Source organism: Bradyrhizobium manausense, from assembly GCF_018131105.1.
Classification (GTDB): Bacteria; Pseudomonadota; Alphaproteobacteria; order Rhizobiales; family Xanthobacteraceae; genus Bradyrhizobium; species Bradyrhizobium manausense_B.
The window spans coordinates 2612348-2635094 of record NZ_JAFCJI010000001.1 but is presented as its reverse complement, the minus strand read 5'-3'; the positions used below and the strand labels follow the sequence as shown (position 1 = coordinate 2635094).

Below are 22747 nucleotides of genomic sequence, written 5' to 3'. Positions count from 1 at the left end.
GCTTTGCGACCTATGAACACGCGGAAGCTCACTATTTGAGCTGATTTCAGCGTGGAATTGCACGAAACCGAAAATTGTCGCCCAGTTGCAACATCCGGATGAGTCCGGGGAAGGGCTGGGGCGCCGCTCTCAGACCTTCAGCACCAGGGCCAGGAAGATCAGCGTCAGGACGCTGGCGATGAACCATGCGGCACGCTTCAGCGATTTCAGCGCCCTCAGTGTCTGCGGGTCGGGCGCGGCGACGGCAACCTTCGTCTCGGGCGCCAGCAGCACTGTACCGGGGAGGGCCGGCTCCTGATCATCGTCCGTGTCCGCCTCCCGCTTTGCGAACTCCAGGCGGCGATTGATGTACAGCGCGGCTGCTCCAACCTCGCCGAGCCGCGGCGGCTCGAACTCCACGCCTTGCGGCAGCTGGACTCGCTGTTCATCGCCTCTCGTGAGAACCTTCACGCTGTTGGTCGAGATGCTAGGGCTCCACTCCGCATAGAAACCGGCCACAGATCCAATGCGGAAGGTGATCTCATCAACCGCTCCGGCTGCGACTTTTGCGGCGTAGCGAGCGAACGTATCGGGCTTGACCGACAGATAGAAAACCACACAGTCGTCGGACGTCGAGCTTCTGAAATCGACCTCCGATGTGTACGACACCGAACCCCAGCTCGTGCAGTTTTCCTGATCTGACTGATTGGCGAACGGTTCAATCGCTAGTTCGAAGGACTTGATGACCCGATCCGTGCCAAACATCGAGTACTTAGTTCGATACATCCAATGATCATCTCGCGGGCGCAGTTGCACCGAGATGACCTGACGCTCCGTTACTTCAGGGATGGAGAGAGTAGCGTCTTGCGAGCCGTGCCTGGTCTTGAGGTCGATGCTGTCAGCAAACGCGGCGGAGGTGGCAATGAAGTATAGAGACCAGGGCCAGGGGATCTGATCTTCGCCGACCCTATTCCCCTTGTCGTCGATCTCATTGATCGCCCAGCTGTACAAATTCTTGTGCTTCGGCCGAGTGTGCAGCCGTAGCCCGCGCTCCAAATGATAATCCACCAGATGCCCCGCTTGCCGTGGGACTTACATTTGCAGCTGCACCTGCAACGCGCAAGTGTGGCGAGGGTTTCGTGCTCGCAACAGCAGGTCTTGTGAGGGCGCCGAATTGCGTCGAGGGCTGCGCCCAGGTCGTTCAGCAGGACCGGCAGCTATCCCGACCCGAAAGACGGCCCGCGTCAGATGGCGCTGACGGGGGCTCGACACAGAGTGTCGCCGATGGAATGGAGGTTGCCGCGGATGCCTACGTCCGACGTTCAACGCCCGATCTTATGAGCAGCATTGAGCAGATCATCGAAGGTTCCGGGCATGACGTGGCGATAGGTTTTTCGGATGGTCGCCACGGACACACCGCAATAGAGGCTGACCTTCTCGATATCCACGCCCTGGTCCAGGTACCATGTGATAGCTGTGTGGCGCAGGGTATGGCGGAGGACCTTCTGTTGCTTGTCCTCGGTCGCCAGACCGGCGCGCTCCACCACGCTCTCCCAGCCCTCCCGGATCGTCACGACGGGCTTGCCGTTGAACTCAATGACGGCGCGCTGGGAAATGCCGAGCCGCTGCCAACGCCGCATATGGGCCAGTAGCCGGGGCGGGATGGGGACCGTGGGCTGCCGCTTGGAGGTCTCTTTCTTGTCGTCGGGCTTCCGCCTGAAGATACCCTTCTCCAGGTCAACGTAGCCGCGTCCGATCGTCGGAATGGTCGCGGCCCCGCAGATGTCGCCATTGCGGGAGCCGGTGTAGAGGCCGACCAGGATGTACCGGGCGATGTGCCGCGAGGTGTGGCGTCCCTTGCTCCCCGGCAGCTTTGTTTCCTTCCGTCCCCGCCACGCTGCCCAGAGCAGCTTGGCAGCCTCGGATCGGGTCAGCCACCGGATACGGGACTCGGGAGCGTCGGGCAGGACCGGGCTGAACTGGGTGACGACGCCGCCAACCTTGTGCTTGAAGTACCGGTTGATGGCGGCGGCAAGAAACTTCAGGTCACGATAGGCCGCAACGGGTGCATGTTCGCCGGTGTCCACATTGGCCCTGACACCGTCAACCATCCTGATGACGTGGCGCGTCCGCTGAACCGCATAGCGTTCCTGTAGCTCGCCGTTCAGATCGCCGACGACCCTATGGCCGAACCAATTGCCCATGTTCTGGCAGACCGCGATCAGTTCCTTCTTCCTGTGTTCGTCCAGGTGCGGCTTCGCAGCAATTCGGGTCATCTCTACGGCGAGGATGTCGGCTATCATGACCTCATTGGGACTACCTGACCGGATTGCCTTGGCCGGGTCGTGCTTGGCGAGGATGTACTCTGCAAGCTTCGCCTCAGCCTGTTCGCGGTCGCGTTCATCGCATCGAGTGCTGATATTTTTTGCCCCGTCTCGGATGATCCACTTAGGGGTACGGCCTTCTCCGGTTTGAAGCTCGAGTCGGGGGCCTTTGCTACGACGCGGCATGATGAGCGAAACTCCTCAATTGCATTCAATGTGACGAAGTATTTTCCGGCAAAAAACTCATGGGTGATCTTGCCTGAGACCACGAGTCTCCTCAACGCCGATACTGACATCGACCCATCGGGAAAAGCGAGTCGCGCGGCCACATCCAGCCGTAGAGGAGTAGTCGCGGTGATGATACCGACATCGGAGTGGATGTTCATTGCGGTCAGCCAACATGGGGATGGGTACTGGACTATGCGGGTGCACCTGCGCGGCAGTCCACGCGAACGAAGCAAAAACGCCCCCAGCTGGAGTGTCCGAGGGCGTTTAGCGAGCGGGGGTCTAGTGCTCGGATGAGTGGGGCTCAACGAAGATGATCGCGCGGGACCATCAGGTCCCGCTGCGAGTGGAGCGCCTGCATGTCGATGAGGCTCGACGTCAGGATCATGCTTTCGCGTCAGATTTCGGCGACGAACTCTTCGGTTTGGTTTTGAGGCTTCGCTCGAGTCTCGCCAGCAACACCTCCCGAGGAGACAAGCCTGCCACCGTCATGCCTCTCACCGTCACGCATGACCCAGGGGGCGCGCGGACTTTTGCCGGGACGCGACACCGCTTTCTCATTTCGTCGATATCAGCCAACGTCGTGTAGTGTTTTCCGGCGATGACCTCGTAGGCGAGGCGGCCACGGGCAATCTGTCGGCGCAGCCCGCGTATCGTCATTGACCCATCGGGAAACGCCAACCTTGCAGCGACCTCAAGCCGAAGCGGCGACGTCGGCGAAATGTTGCGTAAGTCATCGTTTGCTGGCTTGAGAGTTCTCTTACCACTTTGAGGCATTGTTCCACTTTTGCCGACTGACTGTGTTGCGGTCGAAGCCGATAGGATGGAAACACCAGGTCTCGCTTTCGATACGACACGAATGTGAAGAGGTCCGCGTTTGCTTTCAAGGCTCTTGCATTTTTGCAGTCGAGCAAACGAGAAGCCGGCCCGCGAAGGCCGGCTAATGCTTACGTGTACTCTGACTCGCTGTCGTGAACCCGCCAGTTCATCTGCTCGTCCACGCGGCGCTGCACCAGCGTCGCGAGTGCTTCCGGATCGTGGCTATTGCCGTTGATGTGGATCGCGACGTTACCGCCGGCACCGCCGCCAAAGCCGCCCCTCATTGGGACACCAGACTGCGGCGCAGCCGGAACGTTCCTGACCGCGTCAACGGGCGACGGGACCTGACCGATGGGATTGCCGCGACGAACCATCAGGTTCTTGTCTGCGTCGATCCAGTGCTCGCGCACTGAGTCGCCATCGTTGCCGGCCAGCATCTTGATTTGCAGCCGGCCGTTGCTCATGCGGGTCTCGCCGGTCGCGAGGCCTACATGGCCACCGGGCTGATTGTACCCAAGGCCGTGCGTCTGAAGCAGAACGTCATTGCGCTTGACGTCGGGCGGGCTGATCGCGGAGCCCCATTTCTGGAAGCTGTTCGCCACCGCGCTGCTCGTGCCGTTGCCTCCGGCCGCTTCCAATGCCTTGTTAACGAAGCGAGCACACCAAGCATTCGACTTGCCGCGCACGTCACCGCCAAGGGCTGCCGCCAACACTCTGTTGTCGGTGTACTCGTTCATGCCCTTGTACTTTTCAGCCCACGCAACGGCATCGCCGCTGCCTGCTGATCCACCGCCGGATAGCGCATTCATCTGCTTGCGCACGCCCGCGGGCCAGCCGCCGTTCAGTCTACGTGGATCATTCGCGGCGCCGACCGGTGCATAGCGCTCCCCCATCTTATCGAGGTTGCCACCGGCCAGACGGTAGTTCTTTGCGACTACTTGGCCCGCCCGGCTGATGCCTGCATCGAGACTGGCGAACTGCATCTTCTTCGCCATGCCGGTTGCCGGGTCCATCAGGCCCGCCACGTTGTTTCCCGACAGCACATGACCGTTGCCGGTTTCGTGCGCGATCACACCAGCCAGCAAAGCGGGAGGGATGCCGTTGGCTCTGGCCGCGGACACGATCTGATCGTACTTGCCTGCGAGTGGAGTACCAGCGAACTTCTTATCGAAGGCCGACCGGCTCATGTCGTCAACGCTGCCGCCTCCGCCATTGAATGACGGGATGTTGCTGCGCTTGATGATGCCGCCAGAGCCAACACCGAAGTTCGGAAGGACGCCGCCCGGCGTTACGTTCTTCCACAGAGCATCGGGAGTGCCGACTCCGCTGACGATCCGGTTCATGTTGGCGCCGATCGCGGTGCTGCCACTGCTCAGCGCGCCGCCGCTGTAGGTGCGACCGCGGGAGCTGAAGTCAGTGCTCATGAACGAGGCGCGTTCGATCTTTCCACCCAGATTGTCCAGCTTGTTCCCGATGAAGCTCATCGGGTGAACGTCCGCGGGGTTGAAGCCCTCGCCGGACTGCTTCTGATACAGGTCTTTCTTGTGCTGGCGTTGACGTTCTCGCCATTGGCTAGTCGTCTCGCCCGGCCGCTTTTTTGAAGCATCCGACAAGCCGGTGTCGTTGTTCTCCGCGAGGAGCCACGCGAGGGCAGCAGCGGTGCCAACTGGGTTGGCGCTGGCAGCACCGAGCAACGCACGGCCAGTGAGCAGGCCGGCCATGCGGCGGATGATTGTCTCGAAAACGCCGAGTACGCCGATGACTGGGGCGAGCAATCCGAGTGCGCCGGAAAATCCGACGATCTGGCCGGCCAGCTTACCCAGGACTTCAGCGCTGCCATCCTTGCCCATCACGGTGGCGACCCCCTTCAGCAGGGTGATGACGGTATCGGAGACCGACTTGAGCCCGCTCGCGAAGCCCGACGCAAAGCCGATGATCTTGTCCACGTCGATGGACGAAAGCTTCTCAGCGATCTTGTCGAGCGCGTCGCCCATGTTGGTGACGCCAAAGGTTTTCTTCAGCCTTTCGACAAACTCTCTCGACTTCTCCCCGATGTTGCCGGAGGTGACGATGCTGGTGTGCTTATCGAACCAATCCGACACCTCGATGAAGCTTTGCTCGAATCCGCTTCCGAACTTTTCCCAGGCGAGACCGAACGTCGCCTTGATGCGGTCCCAGCGCTTCTGAAGCGAGTTGAGCTTGGTGCGGGAGAACGCGGACACCGCGTCGCTCTTCTGGTCGATTTCCTTCAACGTCTCCCGGATTTGATCGGAGGCCTTGGCCATCTGTACCAGTTCGTCGCGCCACTCCCGCATGCCTGCGAGGTTCGCGAATTTGGCCCGGGTCTGCTCGCTCATGTTCCGCATCTTCGAAAACATATCGAGCATGAACTCAGTCGGGGCAGCAGCCATCCGCTGAGCCATCTGCGCCCGGCCGCCGTACCCGATCATCCGCGCAGCCTGGTCCAGATCTTTCCCGCGCTGGCCGTGAGCGTTGCCAGCGTTTGCAAATTCGGAGGTCAAGTAACCGAGGAACGTACCGGCCTTGTTCGGCTGGAGGCCTGCCGAGATGCCCACCGACGTGAAGGCGCTCAGATCGGTTTCCTTCATCTTCGTCGTGCTCAAGGCGGACAGGGCGCGCTTGTTCGCCTCAACCACTTCGTTCGGGTCTGCGGCAGTCGCGGCAGCGGCAACGGCAACAGAGGTCATCATCCGGGCCACGCGGGCGGGATCGGCGTTGCGGACATTACCGTACAGGCTGGTCGCGGTCTTACCTGCCAGCTTCATCAGCTCACCGATGTTCATTTCCAGCGCGGACGACGCTTCCAAGGCGTTCTCTGTGACCTTCTTTGCGGCCGATGCGTCGAAGCCTTGCTTAAGCGCCTCGGTGAAGCTGTCCAGCACCGCGGCAGCGGACTCGCCGAACTTGATCGCGACCTGATCGGACCAGTCGCCACGCAGCCGCTTCACCTCAGCCTGCGACAGCCCGCCGAAGATTTGCGCCTTGGTCTCGGCAACGTCGGCCTCCATCCGTCGCTTGAAGGCGGATGCGACGCCGGAGATGGTGATGCCCCCGGAGATGAGCGCGGTGGTTGGCGAAATGCCGCGGGGGAGTGCGCCGCGGCTGCCGGAGCTGGCGCCACGACCAACGGCGCGTTGCTCAGCCTGCCACCGATTGAAGGTCTGCCGGTCGAGGCGGTCCAGTTCACGGTGGAACGCCCGCGCGTCACGCAGGCTGTCTGCATAGGCCGACTTCCATTCTGTGCGGTAGCTCGACGCGGCCTTGCGAGCGTCGTCGGTGATCTTCTGGAGGCCGGCTGAGACACTCTCGGGAAACAGCTTGGATGCTGAGATGCCGTTGATGGACTTGACTGCGGCCTCCAGCTTGCGAACGTTCCGGAGAAGTCCGGCAATGACCGGGCTCGCGCTGTCGGTCGCGGTCAAGGATGCGTGGACGCTGATGATCTCTGACATGGTTTCTCTTGTTGTTGGCGCGTCGAGCGCGCGGAGGCGGTGGCGAGGTAAATCGTCTTTTGGAAAATGCGCTCATACGGCGCCGAAAATGGTGACGCCCGATTATTTCGGGGGTGGGGGTCATGCGGATGCGTGAACCTCCCGAACGGAGTGGGGTACATCCGAGGGTCGGGTAAATCGGCTTTTGGACGTTTTTGGACGGAGCCTCTGAGCCAATGCCGGGGCCATATGCCCAAAAAGTTTCGCCTTCACCCCTCCCGTGCTCGCGGATTTGGGAAAGGTGACTGGCCTGAGCTGGGACTAGGACGATCAAGCGTTGCCTGCCGAACGGCGGCACGCGCCGCTCCCTTGTGAAGCGTGTCGCTAAGAACTAGCCTATTCGGAATACGACGAAGCAGGAGGCTGCGATGGGGTATCTTCTGTATGGCGTGACGATCTTCGCGTCGGTGTTGATCGTCGATTACCTTGCGCGCAGACGCGGTTGGAGCCGGGACCGATGGGGGATGGCGGCTCTAACGCTCGGCCCGCTTGCTGTTCCATTGATATATTTGGTGGACGCGGCTAAGGCCCTCAGGAACATGATGACCAATGCCCTGCGGCAGTGATGAGTGATCGTGCTGCGGCGCTAGTGGTCGAGTGACCAGCAGCACCGTGGCCAAGCATTTCGGCGCACTGACGGCATGGCGTGGCCAAAGAGGCCGGGTAGGGTCACCGCATCGCGCCGACAACCGAGCCCAAAATCTAGTTCACTTTGAGTATACCCCACCGGCACCGACCCAGCAGTTCCGTAAAATAGTTCTTGAACTAGTCAAACGAGACCAATATAAGAGAACTAGTCAAACGGAACTTTAAAGGGTTTTTCCAATGTTCGTACGTGCATATTTGCGGGCCAGTACGCGGGATCAGGACGCGAGCCGTGCGGAGGGCCAGTTGAAAACCTTTGCCACTGAGCGAGGGCTTAAGATCGCGTCCTGGTACCGTGAGAACGAGTCCGGTGCGAAGTTGGATCGACCGGAATTATTCAAGCTGCTGTCCGACGCTCAAGAGGGTGACGTTCTCTTGATTGAGCAAGTGGACCGGCTGAGCCGTCTCAACGACGCGGACTGGAAGAAACTCCGGGCGGCGATTGATGCCAAGGGCGTCCGCATTGTTGCTCTTGATTTGCCAACGTCACACCAACTCCTGGGGTCTAACGCGGATGGCTTCACTGGCCGCGTTTTGGAGGCTGTGAATGGCCTATTGCTGGACCTGTTGGCCGCGACGGCACGGAAGGATTACGAGGACCGCCGCCGCCGTCAGGCGCAAGGGGTCGCCAAGGCGCGGGTGGAAGGGAAGTTTCAAGGCCGTCCGGAAAACGTGGATCGGAATGCCGGTATCGAAGGCATGCTGACCTCCGGGATGTCGTGGAACGACATTCAGAAGGCGACGGGGTGTGGTCGGGCGACAATCGCGAAGATCGTCAAGCGGATGAAGGATCAGAAGGCCGCCTAATCATCTAAGGCTGACACAGGCATCGCCGCTCCTGAACGTCCCGGACGGGCAGGGCTTGCCTCGGATGACCGGGAAGGCGTGGGGCGTGTCCTGGTGCAGCGCCTCACAGAAATTGCCCTTGCCAACGAAGCCCGTAGGGCAAGCGCCAGTGCGAGGGATACGCTCACGACCATCAGGGGTCGGTGTTGCATACGGGCTCTCAGCGGCAGCCGGTGTTGGAAGCATGACGGGAGGCGCAACAGTGAGAGCCAACGCGAGTGCGTGCAGTCCTGCGAGTCGTCTCAGTATCATCTGCTGCGCCTCCGATGGACCGCGGCGGCTCTGGAGAAGCTGAAACCGCGGTCCAATCTAATGGGCTGCCTGTCAGGCGGCCAGTGCTGCTTTGCTCATCTCCGCTTCGATCTCCGCGAGGCGTGTCTTGGCTGCTGCTACGGCGGCTTCTGCTTCTGGCACAAGCGCAAGGGCGTCCGCATGCATCCGCTCAGCCATGGCCAGCTCCACTTGAGCAGTAGCCAAGCGCTGTGCTCGCTCGCGGGCGACAAGGTGTCTGGCGCGTTGCTCGCGGGCATCGGGGGGAATTGCCTCGATGGCAACCCGGGTTGAGATTGCGCTACGCAGTCGTCGTGTCATGTCAGTTCCCCTTCTCTTCGCCGCGACTTGCAGCGATCTCGCTCATCATGGACTTCGTGATGCCGGTAGCCTTCGCATGGCGTGCATGCCATGCAGAATCGAGCGGTCGTTTTCGACGCATCTCGGTGATGGTCCTCTCTGAGTCGGGCTTGTCTGGCTGTTGCAGCCGGCTGAAGCCGCTCGGTGCCCGGTCATGCAGGTCACGAAGATAGTCCTGGACGGACAGCGAGCCCTTACCGGGAACGGTGATCTGGTCGCCGGACAGCGAGCTTCCAGCCAGATCGATTGCGACCGTCGCCATGGTCGCGGAGTTGAGCGCATAGCCTCTGGCGCGCGCGGCAGAGACGACGGCGTCCTCAATCTCATCCGTGGTCATCTCAGGCAGCCTCATGTTCGCGGCGAAGGCCGGCGATCAGGTATCGGCGCATCTTCGAGCTACGGTTCGCGCATGACGGATCATCTTGAGCGGCGGCAGCGTCGATCCTGTCGAGCAGGATTTTGGGCAGCTTCAGCGCTACGTGTACCATCGGTGAGCAGACAAGCTCATCCGGGGCGAAGGGGTCGGTTTTCTTCATGTCGGGTTCTCCAAACGCAAAAAACCCGCCGGGCAGAATGCCGAGCGGGCTGCGTTGTGTCAGGGTGCAGAAATGAAAAAGGCCCCACGCGGGGACCCATCGTTCAATCTGGTGCCAATATAGAGAATTTCGTATCACATATAGGAAAAAAGTCAAGGCTCGCGGGGCTTCGGGATGCGAATCGCATCCAGAATGCGCGTTGCTTTTTAAGGCGGGTAAGCCGGCGACTCGACAGACCGTTTCACAGGTCTGCTGCTGATCGCGCTGAATGTCGTACAGCAGACCCGTGGAGCGCGCTTGACGTCGAAGGCTACGCTGGTAGCCCCGCCGCAAAATAACGCACCCACGATCGATACCCGCAGCGTCTAGCCCCGGTCTTGTGGTGGTGGTCGCCACTTGCAGAAGCGTGGTCCGCTCGTTTGATCCTCCCGAACGTCGAGCTTTGCGAGTGCGCCCACCCTGCCGTACGCGGCCACGGTATCAGGCCGGCTGGCGTGACGCATCTCGATAACGGCAGAAGGGTTCACACCTTCACTGAGCAGGTAGCGAGCTGCCGTGAGCAGCGGCGTGCGGGAAGCCGGCAGGGTCAACCCATCCGGAAGCAGGATTTCGAACCGACCATGTCGGCCATCAGCTTCGCGGACGGTGATGCGGTGGCGGCCCGCGTTGGTAGCGTTGCCGGTTGGTCGTTTGATGGTCGTGGTCGACATGTAACAGTACCTTCGGCCGGTGCCGCCGCAGACGGCGTCACACCGACATGGTGATGATGGTGGTGGCTGGTGGAAAGGTGACCAGCCGCCGCGCTGGCAGGGCCGGTCAACTTCGATCAGAAGGGTTCATCCATGTCGCAGGCCTGCGGCGACAGATCGGCATCCTTCGTGCGCTGGCGGAGCGCTTCAAATCTGTCGCTCTCCGCGATTGCAGCCAGCCAATCGTTCAGAAACTCCGCGAAGGACATGCCGCCCGTCAAATCGACCGGTGGGCGGCAGTGAACGCCGCGGCATTCATCGATGCTCTGCAAGATTCCGACGAAGTCGGTGCAGGAACTGCGCGATGCTTCAAGTCGGCGGAAGCTCTCCCACGCTGGCGCTTCGCCAGACTCCCGCCGTCCGCTCGATTCCCAAACCCGCTTCAGGAACTCGAAGCGCTCGCGTTGGGACATGCCATGGGGATCTGCCGGGATGGGGGTTTCCATCGGAACCTGATCGAAGCGGCCAGCCCAACGATCCGCGTGAGCGGGGTCGTGCTCTTGTGTGTTCTTTGAGACGGGTTTCTCAGAAGGGTACAGAGAAGAGTCGGGTGAAGCGGGTTCACCGTTTCCATGCGCGCCGTTCACCGTTTCGCGTTTCCCGTTCACTGTTTCTCGCTTGCCGTTCACCGTTTCCTCGAAACAGTGCATCGCGTGCACCGTTTCGCGTTCACCGTTTTCCGTGTCGCCGAACTCGGTCCAGTCGCAGAGGAAATACAGGTTGGCATTGTCGCGTCCTCCACCTCCACCGTGGCCCTTCCTTCCGGACGCTCGCTGCCCGGCTGACCGGTGCACCTTCAGGGCTGCCTTCTCTTCCAGCTTGGTGATGTTCTCGATGACAGCACGGCGCGTGCAGCCACATTCAGTCGCCAGCTTATCGTACCCGGGATAGGCGTACCCCCACCTCGACTCGTCATCGTTGCGGCCTTCGTTGGTCATATCGATCAAGACAGTCAGGAGCTGCTTTTGAAGCTTGGAATATCGCGGGTCGCGCTGAACGGCGCGAGTGAACTTCCACTTGCTGCCAGCGGTGACACGGAATTTCACGCCACCCGGTGACCTGAGGATGGGCGCGTCGGAGTTGATTTTTTTCGCGGATTGTTTCATATTCTGGTTGCTTCGAATTTGAGTTGATCTCAGCCCCGGCGTTCCAGCGCTGGGGCTTTCGTTTGATGGGAGTTACTTCGGGGCGTCTTCAACCTGCATTCGGTCGAGCAGGTCATTCAATGCGCGTCTCGCCAAGTCGCTTCGCGAGATCTTCAGGCGATGGCGGGCTTCATCGATGCGAGCCATCTGGTGGGCGGCGAGGCGGACGGCCAGAACCGGCCGCGCGTTGTCAGCGTCGTAGAAGTAGGGCATCAAGTTCTCTGTGGTTGATGTTTGACAGGGACTATCGAAAGACGGCCCTGCGACGCCTCATTATGGGGGTGGTGGATTTTCAGAGTCCACAGAGGCGCCGCACAGACATGCGTTTCACACTGAAGTGGATCGACGCCGAGAATAAGATCCGGCTCCAGATCACTGCCCCCGCGATCTGAGCCCTTGAAGACTCACGGGCGGGTTGGCAGTCAGGAGCAGTTGTATGCTGGGGACGATTCATGATCAGAAAGTGTATTCCGATGGCGATGTCGCTGCTGCTTGCCGGCTGCGGTTCTGGCGACTTTACTTGCTCGTCGGGCCCCGTAGTCGAGAAGCTAACAGCGTTCTACCGCGAGGCTACCGCGCCGGTCGGCGTGCCAGACGGATTTGATGCAACGAAGACCGTCCATCGCTTTGAAGACATCCGGCAGCAGGGCGCCAACGACCATCAGCTGGTCTGCGCGGCGACCTACTACACGACGATGGTGCCGAAGCCTGGCGCGACCTACGACAAGGATGCACTGGACTGGGCCAACAAGCTGGCGCAGCCGATCAACTACACAGTCGAGAAGCTCGACAAGGGCGGCGTCTACGTCACCGTTCGGTAGCCACACGCCCTGATTGGAACCCGCATTAATGCGACTACGTTTGTTCATCTTCACGATGGCGCTCATCGTCGGTGGCTGCGCCGTAAACACCGTCAATACTGCGCCGGGCGTGGACATGCGCGGCGTGGACGGCACAAAATACGCGGACGATCTGGCCGCGTGTCAGGAGCGCGCTCGCAACGGCGGCTGGGTTCAGCTCGGCGCCCCGGTGAGCCGCTGCCTTGAAGAGCGCGGCTACACAGTGACGGAGCGGCGATCATAGCGCCTGGAACACGTAAGCCCTTCACCTGCCAGTCAGGAAGCCGCGCCGGTAGTTGGCACACCATTTGTCCCGGCCGGTGCGCTGAACCTCCTGAGCGGCCTGGACCGCGGTCTCAGCAATTTTCCAAGCATTGTCGGCGATCTCCTGATCGGTGAGCCCTGCCGCCTTGGATGCAACGAGGACGATCCGGTAAGTCTTCAGGGTGCAGATCTTGTCCGCTGCTGCGGCCCACCCCAAGCCAAAGAACGCATCCGTCCCATCAGGGGTCGTAAGCGGGTCGGCTCGTCCCTGTGAGCCACACAGCAAGATCGTGAGGACGAACAAGGCACGCTTCATCTGATCCCCCCGAAGCCCGCGCACACAGCCTGAGTGTAGCGAGCGCTTCACGCTAGTCTACGGGCACCGATGCCGCTACGATCCTGCTGGCTGGAAGTAGGCATGAAAAGGAAGCGCACCACGTTCGCGACACTGATCGACGAGGACAAAGCACAAACCTATCACGACGTCCGGCAGCTGTTCGTCGTACGTTGGCTGGAGCGGCATCCGGCTTTGAAGTGGCGCTGATCACCTGGATCGACAAGCCGTGGCGCGGCCGTTAGCCTCGTTCTCCCCGAGTGTAGCGAGCGCCGTGGGCCGATCAGCCAGTCACCCCGCCGCCGTGGCGGCGAGGGTCTCGGTTCCTGGCTGATCCTACCGCGACAGGACCGCGTACATGAGGACCATGAACGCGACCAACGAGAAGGCCACGTAGCCGAACAGGCCCTCGAACTCGATAGACGGGTAGGGACGAAGGGAAACTCGCACCATGGTGCTGGCTCCTGTGTGCGCCGAAGACGTCGGGCGACGGACCCGACTTTGCCGGGCACGCTCGATTTTCACCGGCCGGCGGCAAGGCGCCAGAAAATTCGTACGGATGCCCGGGCCTATGCCGGGCGTGCTCCGCGCGCGGGCTTCAAGGTCATGCGGGACGCCGGGCGGCCGACCAGTGAGGGTGCCCTGGCTGATCGTGGCTGGCGACTTCGCCGTCGCGGACTGGAGGGATCATCCCATGCCGTTCCCGCCGGAGCCGTGCCAGGACATCGAGCCCAATCGTGTCGCCGGCTGCGAGGAGGGGCAGAGGAAGGGCAGTGTGAGCGTCGCGGCGCGCCAGCAGACTACCGTCGCCACTTGTGACGGTGCCGCCCTTAGCGGTCCTGCTCCCCGGGATGGCACTGTGCTGGGTCTGGCTGGCTTCTGGCCGCCGAGGCATCCAGCCGACGATGGCTGACGGTGCTCTCCGGCTCGTGGCGAGACAGCTCGCACAATTCTTGGACAACGTCCAATCAATCGGTGTATGTGGTTACCAGTTCAACCTGGAGGATTGACTATGCCGAAGCGCATACCGCTTACAGAGGCCAAGAAAGGTCCTCTAGGAGAGAAGGAGGATTGGTACGTTCTCGTGATCGAGGATAGCGGCGAGAGCTACATCGAACACGAATGGTCACACGAGAACGCCTTCGGGAAGGGCGGCAATGCCGGTAAAAAGAAGATACCGGTCGATGAATATCTGAAGGGCAATCACAACGCCGAAGCAGTTGCGAAGGTGAAGCAAGCGCTAGGTCGGAAGTGACTATTACTAAGCATGACCCTGGATGTCGTAGAGATCATCAAGTTTGTCGGCGGCGTTGCCGGCTTATGCACTGCGGGCTTTCTGATTTACGACCGCTTGGTCCGTTCAAGGCCGATCACGTATTTAGGGGTGTCTGACTACAAGGCAGATCTGCGGTTGAGGAACGTCACAAAAGAGACGGTCATCATTGATGAGATAAGCATCACTCCTAAGGATTTTTTGCGCGCTGCTCGCGCCAACGACCTGATCACAAAGAATGAGGAGCGGCAGAAAGCATTTTATCCGACTACCGCTGGGAAAGATGATGCAAGATTCTTGGGCGAGTTCGTGATCCTTAAACCAGACGAAGAGAGAAGATTTTCTCTTCATCGCTTCGCCTCGTTCGAACACGCGAAAGATGACGAAAAGCTCGTCATACGCTGCCGATGGGAGAATACGCGGACTCCGTGGTTCACAAAACGCTACGTGAAAGTGCGGACCACGGTCGGCAGGGTGAAGAAGCTCGTCGATGCGGCAGCGGCAGGAAAGGTCTAACTGCACGCCGTTGTTGATGCACCGGCTCACCCGCCGGCCCTCCGAAAAACTCCCACCAAGAGGGCTGGCAGCAGAGCGAAAAGAAGATGGCGCTCGTCTTTTCAATTACTCGTCAGATGTCGGCAATTGGGATAGTCCAAGTTCCTTCAGAAAGATGTTGTGCTTCGCCGTTGACTCCCGAATCTGCTTTTCGATCTCGACCAACTCCCTATGCGTAGCCGACAGATCGATCGCGACCTCCTGCTCGGCTGTGCTGACATAGCGCGAGATGTTCAGGCTGAAGTCGTTGGCCTCAATCTCGTCCATGCCTACACGTCTGGCGTACCGCTCGATGCTCGCCGGACGCTGTTGGTAGGTGTCGACGATCTTCCCGATATGGCCGTCCGATAGGTAGTTCTGTCGCTTGCCCTTTTCGAAATGCTCCGATGCGTTGATGAACAGGACATCATCGGGCTTTTTGCACTTCTTCAAGACGAGGATGCAGACCGGGATGCCGGTCGAGTAGAAGAGGTTCGCCGGCAGGCCGATGATGGTGTCGATGTGCCCGTCTTCCAGGAGTTTGCGGCGGATCTTCGCCTCCGCGCCGCCGCGGAATAGCACGCCGTGGGGCAAGATGATTGCCATCACGCCGTCATCCTTTAGGTAGTGAAACCCGTGCAGCAGGAATGCGAAGTCGGCCGCCGACTTCGGAGCCAGTCCGTAGTTCTTGAAGCGTACGTCCTCCTCCAACGTCTCGTTCGGGGCCCAGCGGTAGCTGAATGGCGGGTTAGCGACCACGGCGTCGAAGTAGGGTTTCTTCGCCGGGTTCGTCTCCCGAAGCATGTCCCAGTCGTTGGTGAGCGTGTCGCCGTGGTAGATCTCGAACTCAGAGTCCTTTACCCCGTGCAGCAGCATATTCATCCGCGCGAGGTTGTAGGTGGTGATGTTTTTTTCCTGCCCGTAGATTTTCCCGATGCCGCGCGCCCCCATACGCTTGCGCACATTGAGCAGCAGTGAGCCCGAGCCGCAAGCGAAGTCCATCACGCTGGCGAGGTGCTTCCGCTTGCCGGTCTTCGGCTCCTGGCTGTCGAGCGTAACGATTGCGGAGAGGATGTCCGAGATCCGCTGTGGCGTGTAGAACTCGCCGGCCTTCTTGCCCGAGCCTGCGGCGAACTGCCCGATCAGATACTCGTAGGCGTCGCCTAGTGTGTCGCTGTCCGTGGTGAACTCCGCGAGGCCTTCGGCGATCTTAGTTATGATCGTGCAGAGCTTCGCGTTCCGATCTGCGTAGGTCTTGCCGAGCTTTTCGGAGCCGAGGTTAATTTCCGAAAAAAGGCCGGAGAACGTGCTCTGGAAGGACTCATTCTCGATGTACTTGAACCCGGCCTGGAGCGTATTGAGCAGCTCGCTGTCTTGGGTGCGAGCCATGTGGGCGATGCTGGCCCAGAGGTGCTCGGGGCGGATGACGTAGTGCGCCTTGAGCCGCATCTGCTTCTCGAAGGCTGTCACATCGGTGGGGTTCTGCTCGTACCATACCGACAGTGAGGATCGTCCGCCGTTGCCGACGGCGTTAGGGTCAGGATAGTCTCGCCCGAGTTCCTTCTTCGCGGCCTGCTGGTAGTTGTCTGAGAGGTAGCGAAGAAAGAGAAACGCAAGCATGTAGTCCCGGAAGTCGTCCGCGTTCATCGCCCCGCGCAGCTGGTCGGCGATGGCCCAGAGCGTTTTGCCGAGCTGCCTCTGATCGTTCTCAGTCATGTCGCATCATTCATTGCAGTCGCCGACACACTCGGAAACAAGGCGGGATTGAAGGGGTAACGGTGGACAAACTCGTGGAGGATCTTCCGGAAGTATCGTTTGTTCTCTTCCAGCATCTCTTGCGGCTCGTACAATGAGTAATTCCCGTGGCTAAGGATATTGATCAACCGTGTGTGAAGTATGCCATCTTCATCGTCAGCATCTCGTTTGATACATGCCGAGAAGTTTGGATAGCCATGAAAACTTGCGGTCTTCTCCAGGATTGCGCGGAGCATGTTGAAGTGATGAGTGCACAGCTTCCCATCACGATCCGCCTTATAGAGTTCAGCGAGCGTGGCTACATGGTGGAAAAATGGCGTATCCCCGGTCTTGCGTAGAAGAAGCCCTTCTGCCGCCTCGTCGCGACTGAGAAAATATTTGTTGGCATTATTCAGCTCATTGCAGAGCACGTTGAAGAAGAGCGTGTGATGCGTCGAGATGACCGTCTTCAGGCGGTTCTCCGGCCTCTTGAGCAGCTTTGCAAGATGATTTGCCACTGCAATGGCGTTGTGCTCATCGAGTGACGAGATTGGGTCATCGATGTAGAGGTGCTTAACCCAGTTGTAGGGACCGGTCCCATCGTCATCGAGCGCAAGCTCGACGATGGCGAGGAAAAAGCACCAGATGAAGATGTTCTCTTCGCCACGGGAGACCTTGATGGCCTCCTCGCGACGTGTTTCGTACTCGTCTTCACCCTCACTTTGTCCCACGCCTGTATTGTCGCTCCCGACGCCGGCGCCGCTGGCCTTTTTCGTCCGGAACTCTCGCTCGAAGACCACTTCCCACCTGGTGGTGTCGATCCGGAACTCGAAGTCGGCATAACGGCTGAGAAGGGTGCGGATTCGATTGTCCATTTCCAGCGATTCGAGGCCCGCAAAGAAGCTCGAATCTGTATTGAGTTTCAGCTTCCGCTCGCTGTCATTCGCCAGATCGTTATCCCACGAGAATAAGTCTTCAGTGAAGGCATTGAAGTAAAGCGTGTCGCGAGAGATCGTTTCGCCGTCAGCGTTTATCGACTTGCCCAGATCCTTGAACGCGGTAGACAACCGTGTCTTGCCCGTACCATTGTAGGCGTAGAGCAGGACGAACTTCTTGTTCTCCAGCTCGTGCCGCAGGTAATCGGCAAGGACGTTTAGATTCGCGAACGCCGTTGCGTCGCTCATGACTCACTGGCCTCCAGCGGCGGAAAGAGCTGTTGCAGCAGGCCGTGCTTGTGTGTCGTCAAACCCTTCACTTTCTGAGACTGCGCGGCCAGCATTTCGTCCAGCGAAGAAAGACATGCTGCGATCTTCTTCTGCTCCGAGAGCCGGGGGATAGTAATTTGCATGGCGTCGAAGAACGGAAGGCCAATAGTCTTGATCGTGCTACCGGTTGCAACTTGTTCAAAGAGCGGCTTCAGAAGTTGCAATTGGTAATACAAGAACCAATTCGACAGCATGACTGGGTCGCAAGTCCAAACAATAAAGTGCTGGCTTACCGCCATGTCGCAACTAATAACGGCGCTCTTCCCGACGCCTGCATCCCGACTTAGAACGACCGAACCGGCTGGATGAAGTACCGCAGATGAGTTTTTGATCCCTGTTTCGGAGATTTCGATCGCGGTTTCAGAGATCAGACCACCATCTAGTCGCTTTGAATCGGCGAGTGACACCCACTTAATGCCGCCGTTGTAGTACTCCGCTTTTGCTTTGTTCGGCGTGTGGCCAGTACCTCGCCTTGCTAGATTATCGAGTTTCTCTTCTTTCCACTCCCCCACGTTGCGGAATTCGGGGAATCGGAGACGTGGCACGGTCTCGCCGGGGAGAGGGAAGAGCTGCTGCATCAGCCCTTGCTTGTGCTGCCGCAGGGCTTTGAGCTTCCGAACCTCCGCCGCTATCATGTCGTCGAGTGAACTGAGGCAGTCGGCGATCTTCTGCTGCTCGGCTAAGGACGGAAAGGCTATCGGCAATCGACGCAGATCGTCAGTATCGATCTTTCCTGCGCCGATACCCGTGTCATTAATCGGGATGCGGGATTCTTGTGAGGTCAATTGCCTCATCAGGAATGAAGTATCGACCGTTGGGTCAATCGTGAGGGCGCGCACATCTTGGTTGAACGCCACGTCAATGGACGCAATGCCGATCGGTACCCGATTGTAGAGCATGCTTCCTCGGGTAAGGATCAAGAGCGATCCAGCCTTCGCTATCCGCGTGCCGTTTCCGATAGCTAACGTGGTCACCTTGCGATCAGAGTCATAGATGTTCATGTCATACATTGACGCGGCACTTATCCAAGGAATGTGCCCGTTCCAGTACTCGGGAATATCTATCGAAGGCGTGCCTCCTGAGGTGAACGTTGCAAAGTCCCCCAAAGCTGCGACTTCCCATTGCGGCTCATCGCGGAAGTTCGGAAACCGCAGCTTCGGCACGAGCTGCGATGGCTCGTCGGCGGTCATCGCGTCCCTCCGTGCTCGTAGGCATTAAGACCTGAGATTTCACGGCCGTGGGCCCGCTTGTTCAGGAGCGGAACGAGATTGACCATTAGGGCGAGTTCGCGCTCGCGGCGTTCACGCCAGCCGAGGTCGAGCGGCTCCATCAGGTCAGTGAGCTGCTCTCCGTCGAAGATCATGCGCTGGAGGATCGTGTCTACGAAGGCCGTGAGGGACTCGGTCGTTAGACCGTGCGCGTGCGCGAGGCGCTTGATCTCCGTGGCCTGCTTCTCCGCCTTGAACTGCTCGTAGCCGGCACGGATGGCGGCCTCGTCGAGGCCTTCGCCTTCCTTGAGTGAGCGTACGTACTCGGTGATCTCCTGCCGTTCGTCGAGGAACTTGGCGTCGGACTGGATCAGGCCGATGAGCTGATCACGGCTGATCGTGAGCTTTTTCGGGTCCTGACCCGAGTACTTGGCGATCAGCTTCATGATGTAGTCGTAGTCAATGACGGCGGAGGCGAAGAGGACGAACTCGAAGTCGAGCTGGTCGACCTCGGGACGATCGGACTCGCCATCCTGAGCGGGGGTGCGCTGCTGTTCCTTAAGACGCTGAGCGGTTTCGAGATAGACGCCGCGGAAAGCGCGTAGGTCGTCAGTGGGGAGCGCTTGCTCGATCTGTTCCCGCTGGTCGTCGGTCAGGTCGGTGTACTGATCAAGCTGGGTCTGGAGGCGCTGGACTTCCTTGAAGCGCTTGATGAACTGGACACGGGCGTCGTCGCCCATGAGGTTGGTCACCTGATCGGGCGTGGCTTCGAGGCCCTGCGACTGCATGAACTTGCCGAGGTCGGCGACGGCCTGTTTGAAATTTCCGATGACTACGGGAGCCTTGTCGACTAGCCAGATCTCGCGAGCCCGGTCAGCGTGCGCACCGGAGAAGAGAGCGATGGCCGAATCGACGCTGTCCTGCTGGTTGCGGAAGTCGAGGATGTGGCCGTACGGCTTGGTCGCATTGAGAACGCGATTGGTGCGGGAGAAGGCCTGGATCAGGCCGTGGTGCTTGAGGTTCTTGTCAACGTAGAGCGTGTTTAGGAACTTGGCGTCGAAGCCGGTGAGGAGCATGTCGACGACGATGGTTATGTCGATCTTTTCCTGGCCCTTGCGGGTCAAGTCGCGGTTGGGGAACTGCTGATCCTTGATGCGCTGCTGGATGTCTTGGTAGTAGAGGTCGAAGTTGTAGATGTCGTGGTTCGTGCCATACCGCCGGTTGTAGTCGGCGATGATGGCCTTGAGCGCGGTCTTCTTACCCTCGGGGTCGTGCCGATTGTCCTCCCTCTCTTGAGGGAGGTCCTCTTGGATCTGCTGAACGTCCTTGTTGCCCTCCGCAGGCGGGGAGAAGACGGCGGCGATCTTTAGAGGGACACGCTCTGCGTCGGCGGCTTGACGCTCGGCCTGGAGCTTCTTGAAGACTTCGTAGTACTCGATGGCGTCGTTGATCGAGGCGGTAGCCAGCAGTGCGTTGAAGCGCCGACCTCCGGTCGCGGCGTCGTGTTTGTCGAGGATGGCCTGGACGACCGCCTGCTTGGTGAGCGTCTGACCGGGCTTGAGGCCGGGTTCATCCTTGGGCTTGTAGTAGTCGACGTGGAAGCGGAGGACGTTCCGATCCTCGATCGCGTGAGTGATTGTGTAGGCGTGGAGTTCTTTCTGGAATAGGTCTTTGGTGGTTCGAAGGGTAGCGACGTCTCCCTCGATCTGCTTAATGGTGGCGTTGTCCTCGAAGATCGGGGTGCCAGTGAAGCCGAAGAGCTGGGAGTTCGGGAAGAACTCCTTAATGGCTTTGTGGTTCTCGCCGAACTGCGATCGATGGCATTCGTCAAAGATGAAAACCATCCGCTTATCTCGGATCTGCTCGAGTCGCTGCTTGAACGTTGAACGCCCCTGAGCGATGTTCTGCTTGTTGTGCTTACTGTTCTCGTCCAGAGCGAGCCCGAGCTTCTGGATGGTCGTGACGATGACCTTGTCCGCATAGTCGTCGGACTCTAGGCGTCGGACGAGCGCCGCGGTGTTAGTATTTTCCTCGACGCAGTTCTCTTGGAAACGGTTGAACTCCTCACGGGTTTGGCGGTCGAGATCCTTGCGGTCAACGACGAAGAGGCACTTGTGGATGCTCTCGTTGGTCTTGAGGAGCGTCGAGGCCTTGAAGGAGGTGAGCGTCTTGCCCGAGCCGGTAGTGTGCCAGATATATCCGTTGCCGCAGTTCTGATCTATGCAGTCGACGATGGCCTTGACGGCGTAGATCTGGTACGCGCGCATCATTAGGAGCTTCTGTTCGCTCGCGATGAGGACCATGTACTTGCTGATCATCTGGCCAAGTGTGCACTTGGCGAGGAACCGATCGGCAAAGTCGTCAAGGTGAGCAATCTTCGTGTTGTCCTCGGCCGCGAACTGGTAGATCGGCAGGAATCGCTCGTCCGCCTCGAAGGCGAAGTGTCGTGCGTTGTTATTAGCGAAGTACCACGTCTCCGTGCGGTTGCTAACGATGAAGAGTTGCACGAAGCAGAGAAGCGTCTTCGTGTATCCGTTGCCGGGGTCGTTCTTGTAGTCGACGATCTGCTCCATCGCCCGCCGAGGGCTGATCCCGAGCGTCTTTAGCTCGATCTGAACGACGGGGACTCCGTTGATGAGGAGTATGACGTCGTAGCGGTGATGACTGTTGTCGGTATTGATGCGGAGTTGGTTGACGACCTCAAAGGCGTTCTTGCACCAGTCCTTGATGTTGACGAGGGTGTAGTTGAGCGGCGTGCCGTCGTCGCGCGTGAACGCTTCCCGGTTCCGGAGGGTTCGGGCGGCTCCGAATACATCCGGTGTGACGATCTCGTCCAGGAGACGCTGGAACTCGCCGTCGGTAAGCGTGACACGATTCAAGGCTTCGAACTTCGTCCTGAAGTTTGCCTCAAGCGTGGTTCGATCGCGGATATCGGGGCGATACTCATATTTGAGATCCCGCAGCTTCGTGACAAGCGACTCTTCTAGTTGGCGTTCAGGTGCGATCATCGCCATCGCGGCAACTCACTCTGTCTTGGATCTGCTTGAAGGCATCCGATTGCCCGGAGTGGAACGTGAGCGCGAGAGCATGGACGGTCGGTTGTAGTGGTTGTCGCGGTGAAGGTGGAGCAGTTGAAGGTTTTGAGATGGTCCACGCTCGATGGCCGCCCAAGCACGATCGGAAAGGCAGAATGATGGATCACGCCATCCACAGCAATCAGTACTGCGACCACCCGTTGATTCCCATAGAGCACCGCACGGAAACCTGCGGAGCAGGTCTAACAATATGACTAAGAATGCGTCTGCACGGACGCCCAGATCATGAGCCGTCCGGCGACGTCAACAGTCGCGATCGTCCTTCGTGCAACTGCGGACATCGCTTACCGTCGCCACTTCAGCCAATCAACGATGCTGCGAGGACGATCACGACCCCTTCGGCAGCCGAATCATTCCGCCCTCCGTAAGAGCAGGCGGCATACTTCATCGATCGACGGGTCCTGCATGTTTGTCCCTCTCCATGGGCAAAGGCCCACTGTAACAGCACAATCGCTCGCGGCAATTGCGCGGGGCAGGTCTGGCAACCCTGAAGATTTGATCTCGCGATCGTGCCTCTCACGGGAGGCGCGTGCGGAAAGGCGGGTAGGGGTGGCAGCGCGGCGTGGAGGAACGAAGCCTCCTCGGCCCGTAGCAGTTTCGTAGCAGAAATGGAGCGAAACGCCCGGTACGTAACGTGAATCTGCGACAACAGATCCGTTGATATTATTGAAGAAAATTGATGTTGCTCAAACGAGCGGTTAGAGGCGTCTTGCCCCAACCATCGGCGACCGGACGACCCGGAAGCCTTATGAGTTCAGAAGTCACGACCGGCGGCGACGTGGCCGCCGGTC

The 22747-nt window shown here is 59.5% G+C and carries 21 protein-coding genes; 7 read left to right on the top strand and 14 right to left on the bottom strand.

All coding sequences use genetic code 11. From position 1 onward, the window contains the following. Window positions 1-129 precede the first annotated feature (129 nt). The 3 genes from JQ631_RS12520 to JQ631_RS12510 form a co-directional block, all read right to left on the bottom strand. On the bottom strand, window positions 130-1047 hold the full coding sequence (locus JQ631_RS12520; RefSeq protein WP_212326551.1) for a hypothetical protein: 918 nt from the start codon (window positions 1045-1047) through the stop codon (window positions 130-132). 254 nt (window positions 1048-1301) lie between these two features. Continuing rightward, window positions 1302-2489 (bottom strand): site-specific integrase, encoded by a 1188-nt coding sequence (locus tag JQ631_RS12515; RefSeq protein ID WP_212326549.1) that lies wholly within the window; start codon window positions 2487-2489, stop codon window positions 1302-1304. 986 nt (window positions 2490-3475) lie between these two features. Continuing rightward, window positions 3476-6820: a phage tail tape measure protein gene (locus JQ631_RS12510; RefSeq protein ID WP_212326548.1), complete on the bottom strand. Its 3345-nt coding sequence runs from the start codon at window positions 6818-6820 to the stop codon at window positions 3476-3478. Window positions 6821-7227: 407 nt separating this feature from the next. Between JQ631_RS12510 and JQ631_RS12505 the strand changes: the two genes are divergently transcribed. Both JQ631_RS12505 and JQ631_RS12500 read left to right on the top strand, forming a co-directional pair. Continuing rightward, window positions 7228-7425, top strand: coding sequence for a hypothetical protein (locus JQ631_RS12505; protein ID WP_212326547.1), 198 nt, complete (start codon window positions 7228-7230; stop codon window positions 7423-7425). Between the two features lie 259 nt (window positions 7426-7684). Then, complete coding sequence (locus JQ631_RS12500; RefSeq protein ID WP_212326546.1) at window positions 7685-8311, top strand: recombinase family protein; 627 nt, start codon at window positions 7685-7687, stop codon at window positions 8309-8311. Between the two features lie 363 nt (window positions 8312-8674). Here JQ631_RS12500 and JQ631_RS12495 read toward each other — a convergent pair whose 3' ends face one another. From JQ631_RS12495 to JQ631_RS12470, 6 genes are all read right to left on the bottom strand, one after another. Next, window positions 8675-8941, bottom strand: a complete 267-nt coding sequence (locus JQ631_RS12495; protein WP_212326545.1) for a hypothetical protein — start codon at window positions 8939-8941, stop codon at window positions 8675-8677. A 1-nt stretch (window position 8942) separates the two neighbouring features. Next, window positions 8943-9317, bottom strand: a complete 375-nt coding sequence (locus JQ631_RS12490; RefSeq protein WP_212326544.1) for a hypothetical protein — start codon at window positions 9315-9317, stop codon at window positions 8943-8945. Window position 9318: 1 nt separating this feature from the next. Beyond that, on the bottom strand, window positions 9319-9516 hold the full coding sequence (locus JQ631_RS12485) for a hypothetical protein (RefSeq protein ID WP_095426830.1): 198 nt from the start codon (window positions 9514-9516) through the stop codon (window positions 9319-9321). A 365-nt stretch (window positions 9517-9881) separates the two neighbouring features. Continuing rightward, window positions 9882-10226: a hypothetical protein gene (locus tag JQ631_RS12480; RefSeq protein ID WP_212326543.1), complete on the bottom strand. Its 345-nt coding sequence runs from the start codon at window positions 10224-10226 to the stop codon at window positions 9882-9884. 116 nt (window positions 10227-10342) lie between these two features. Further along, window positions 10343-11371, bottom strand: a complete 1029-nt coding sequence (locus JQ631_RS12475) for a helix-turn-helix domain-containing protein (RefSeq protein WP_212326542.1) — start codon at window positions 11369-11371, stop codon at window positions 10343-10345. Between the two features lie 72 nt (window positions 11372-11443). After that, on the bottom strand, window positions 11444-11623 hold the full coding sequence (locus JQ631_RS12470; RefSeq protein ID WP_212326540.1) for a ribbon-helix-helix protein, CopG family: 180 nt from the start codon (window positions 11621-11623) through the stop codon (window positions 11444-11446). A gap of 239 nt (window positions 11624-11862) precedes the next feature. On the opposite strand from JQ631_RS12470, the gene JQ631_RS12465 reads away from it, so the two are divergent. Both JQ631_RS12465 and JQ631_RS12460 read left to right on the top strand, forming a co-directional pair. Continuing rightward, window positions 11863-12231 carry a hypothetical protein gene (locus JQ631_RS12465; RefSeq protein ID WP_212326539.1) on the top strand — a complete coding sequence of 123 codons (369 nt, stop codon included), beginning with the start codon at window positions 11863-11865 and terminating at the stop codon, window positions 12229-12231. A gap of 40 nt (window positions 12232-12271) precedes the next feature. After that, window positions 12272-12493, top strand: a complete 222-nt coding sequence (locus tag JQ631_RS12460) for a hypothetical protein (protein ID WP_212326538.1) — start codon at window positions 12272-12274, stop codon at window positions 12491-12493. 21 nt (window positions 12494-12514) lie between these two features. Here JQ631_RS12460 and JQ631_RS12455 read toward each other — a convergent pair whose 3' ends face one another. Continuing rightward, the gene (locus JQ631_RS12455; RefSeq protein ID WP_212326537.1) at window positions 12515-12829 is read right to left on the bottom strand and encodes a hypothetical protein; all 315 of its coding nucleotides are present in this window, start codon (window positions 12827-12829) and stop codon (window positions 12515-12517) included. A gap of 102 nt (window positions 12830-12931) precedes the next feature. Here JQ631_RS12455 and JQ631_RS32490 point away from each other — a divergent pair, with 102 nt between their 5' ends. The 3 genes from JQ631_RS32490 (at window position 12932) to JQ631_RS12445 (ending at window position 14636) form a co-directional block, all read left to right on the top strand. Beyond that, the gene (locus JQ631_RS32490) at window positions 12932-13057 is read left to right on the top strand and encodes a hypothetical protein (protein ID WP_283841763.1); all 126 of its coding nucleotides are present in this window, start codon (window positions 12932-12934) and stop codon (window positions 13055-13057) included. Between the two features lie 802 nt (window positions 13058-13859). Beyond that, entirely contained in the window at window positions 13860-14102 is a 243-nt protein-coding gene (locus JQ631_RS12450; RefSeq protein WP_212326536.1) for a hypothetical protein, read from the top strand. A 12-nt stretch (window positions 14103-14114) separates the two neighbouring features. Continuing rightward, window positions 14115-14636 carry a hypothetical protein gene (locus JQ631_RS12445; protein ID WP_212326535.1) on the top strand — a complete coding sequence of 174 codons (522 nt, stop codon included), beginning with the start codon at window positions 14115-14117 and terminating at the stop codon, window positions 14634-14636. Window positions 14637-14741: 105 nt separating this feature from the next. Here JQ631_RS12445 and JQ631_RS12440 read toward each other — a convergent pair whose 3' ends face one another. The 4 genes from JQ631_RS12440 to JQ631_RS12425 are packed head-to-tail and all read right to left on the bottom strand — an operon-like array spanning window position 14742 to window position 21875. After that, complete coding sequence (locus tag JQ631_RS12440) at window positions 14742-16370, bottom strand: type I restriction-modification system subunit M (protein ID WP_212326534.1); 1629 nt, start codon at window positions 16368-16370, stop codon at window positions 14742-14744. Continuing rightward, on the bottom strand, window positions 16367-17572 hold the full coding sequence (locus JQ631_RS12435; protein ID WP_212326533.1) for an AAA family ATPase: 1206 nt from the start codon (window positions 17570-17572) through the stop codon (window positions 16367-16369). Before JQ631_RS12435 ends, JQ631_RS12440 begins: the two co-directional genes overlap by 4 nt. Continuing rightward, on the bottom strand, window positions 17569-18843 hold the full coding sequence (locus tag JQ631_RS12430; RefSeq protein ID WP_212326532.1) for a restriction endonuclease subunit S: 1275 nt from the start codon (window positions 18841-18843) through the stop codon (window positions 17569-17571). The genes JQ631_RS12435 and JQ631_RS12430 overlap by 4 nt, the downstream gene beginning before the upstream one ends. Next, window positions 18840-21875, bottom strand: coding sequence for a type I restriction endonuclease subunit R (locus tag JQ631_RS12425; protein ID WP_249160269.1), 3036 nt, complete (start codon window positions 21873-21875; stop codon window positions 18840-18842). The genes JQ631_RS12430 and JQ631_RS12425 overlap by 4 nt, the downstream gene beginning before the upstream one ends. Window positions 21876-22747: the final 872 nt, after the last annotated feature.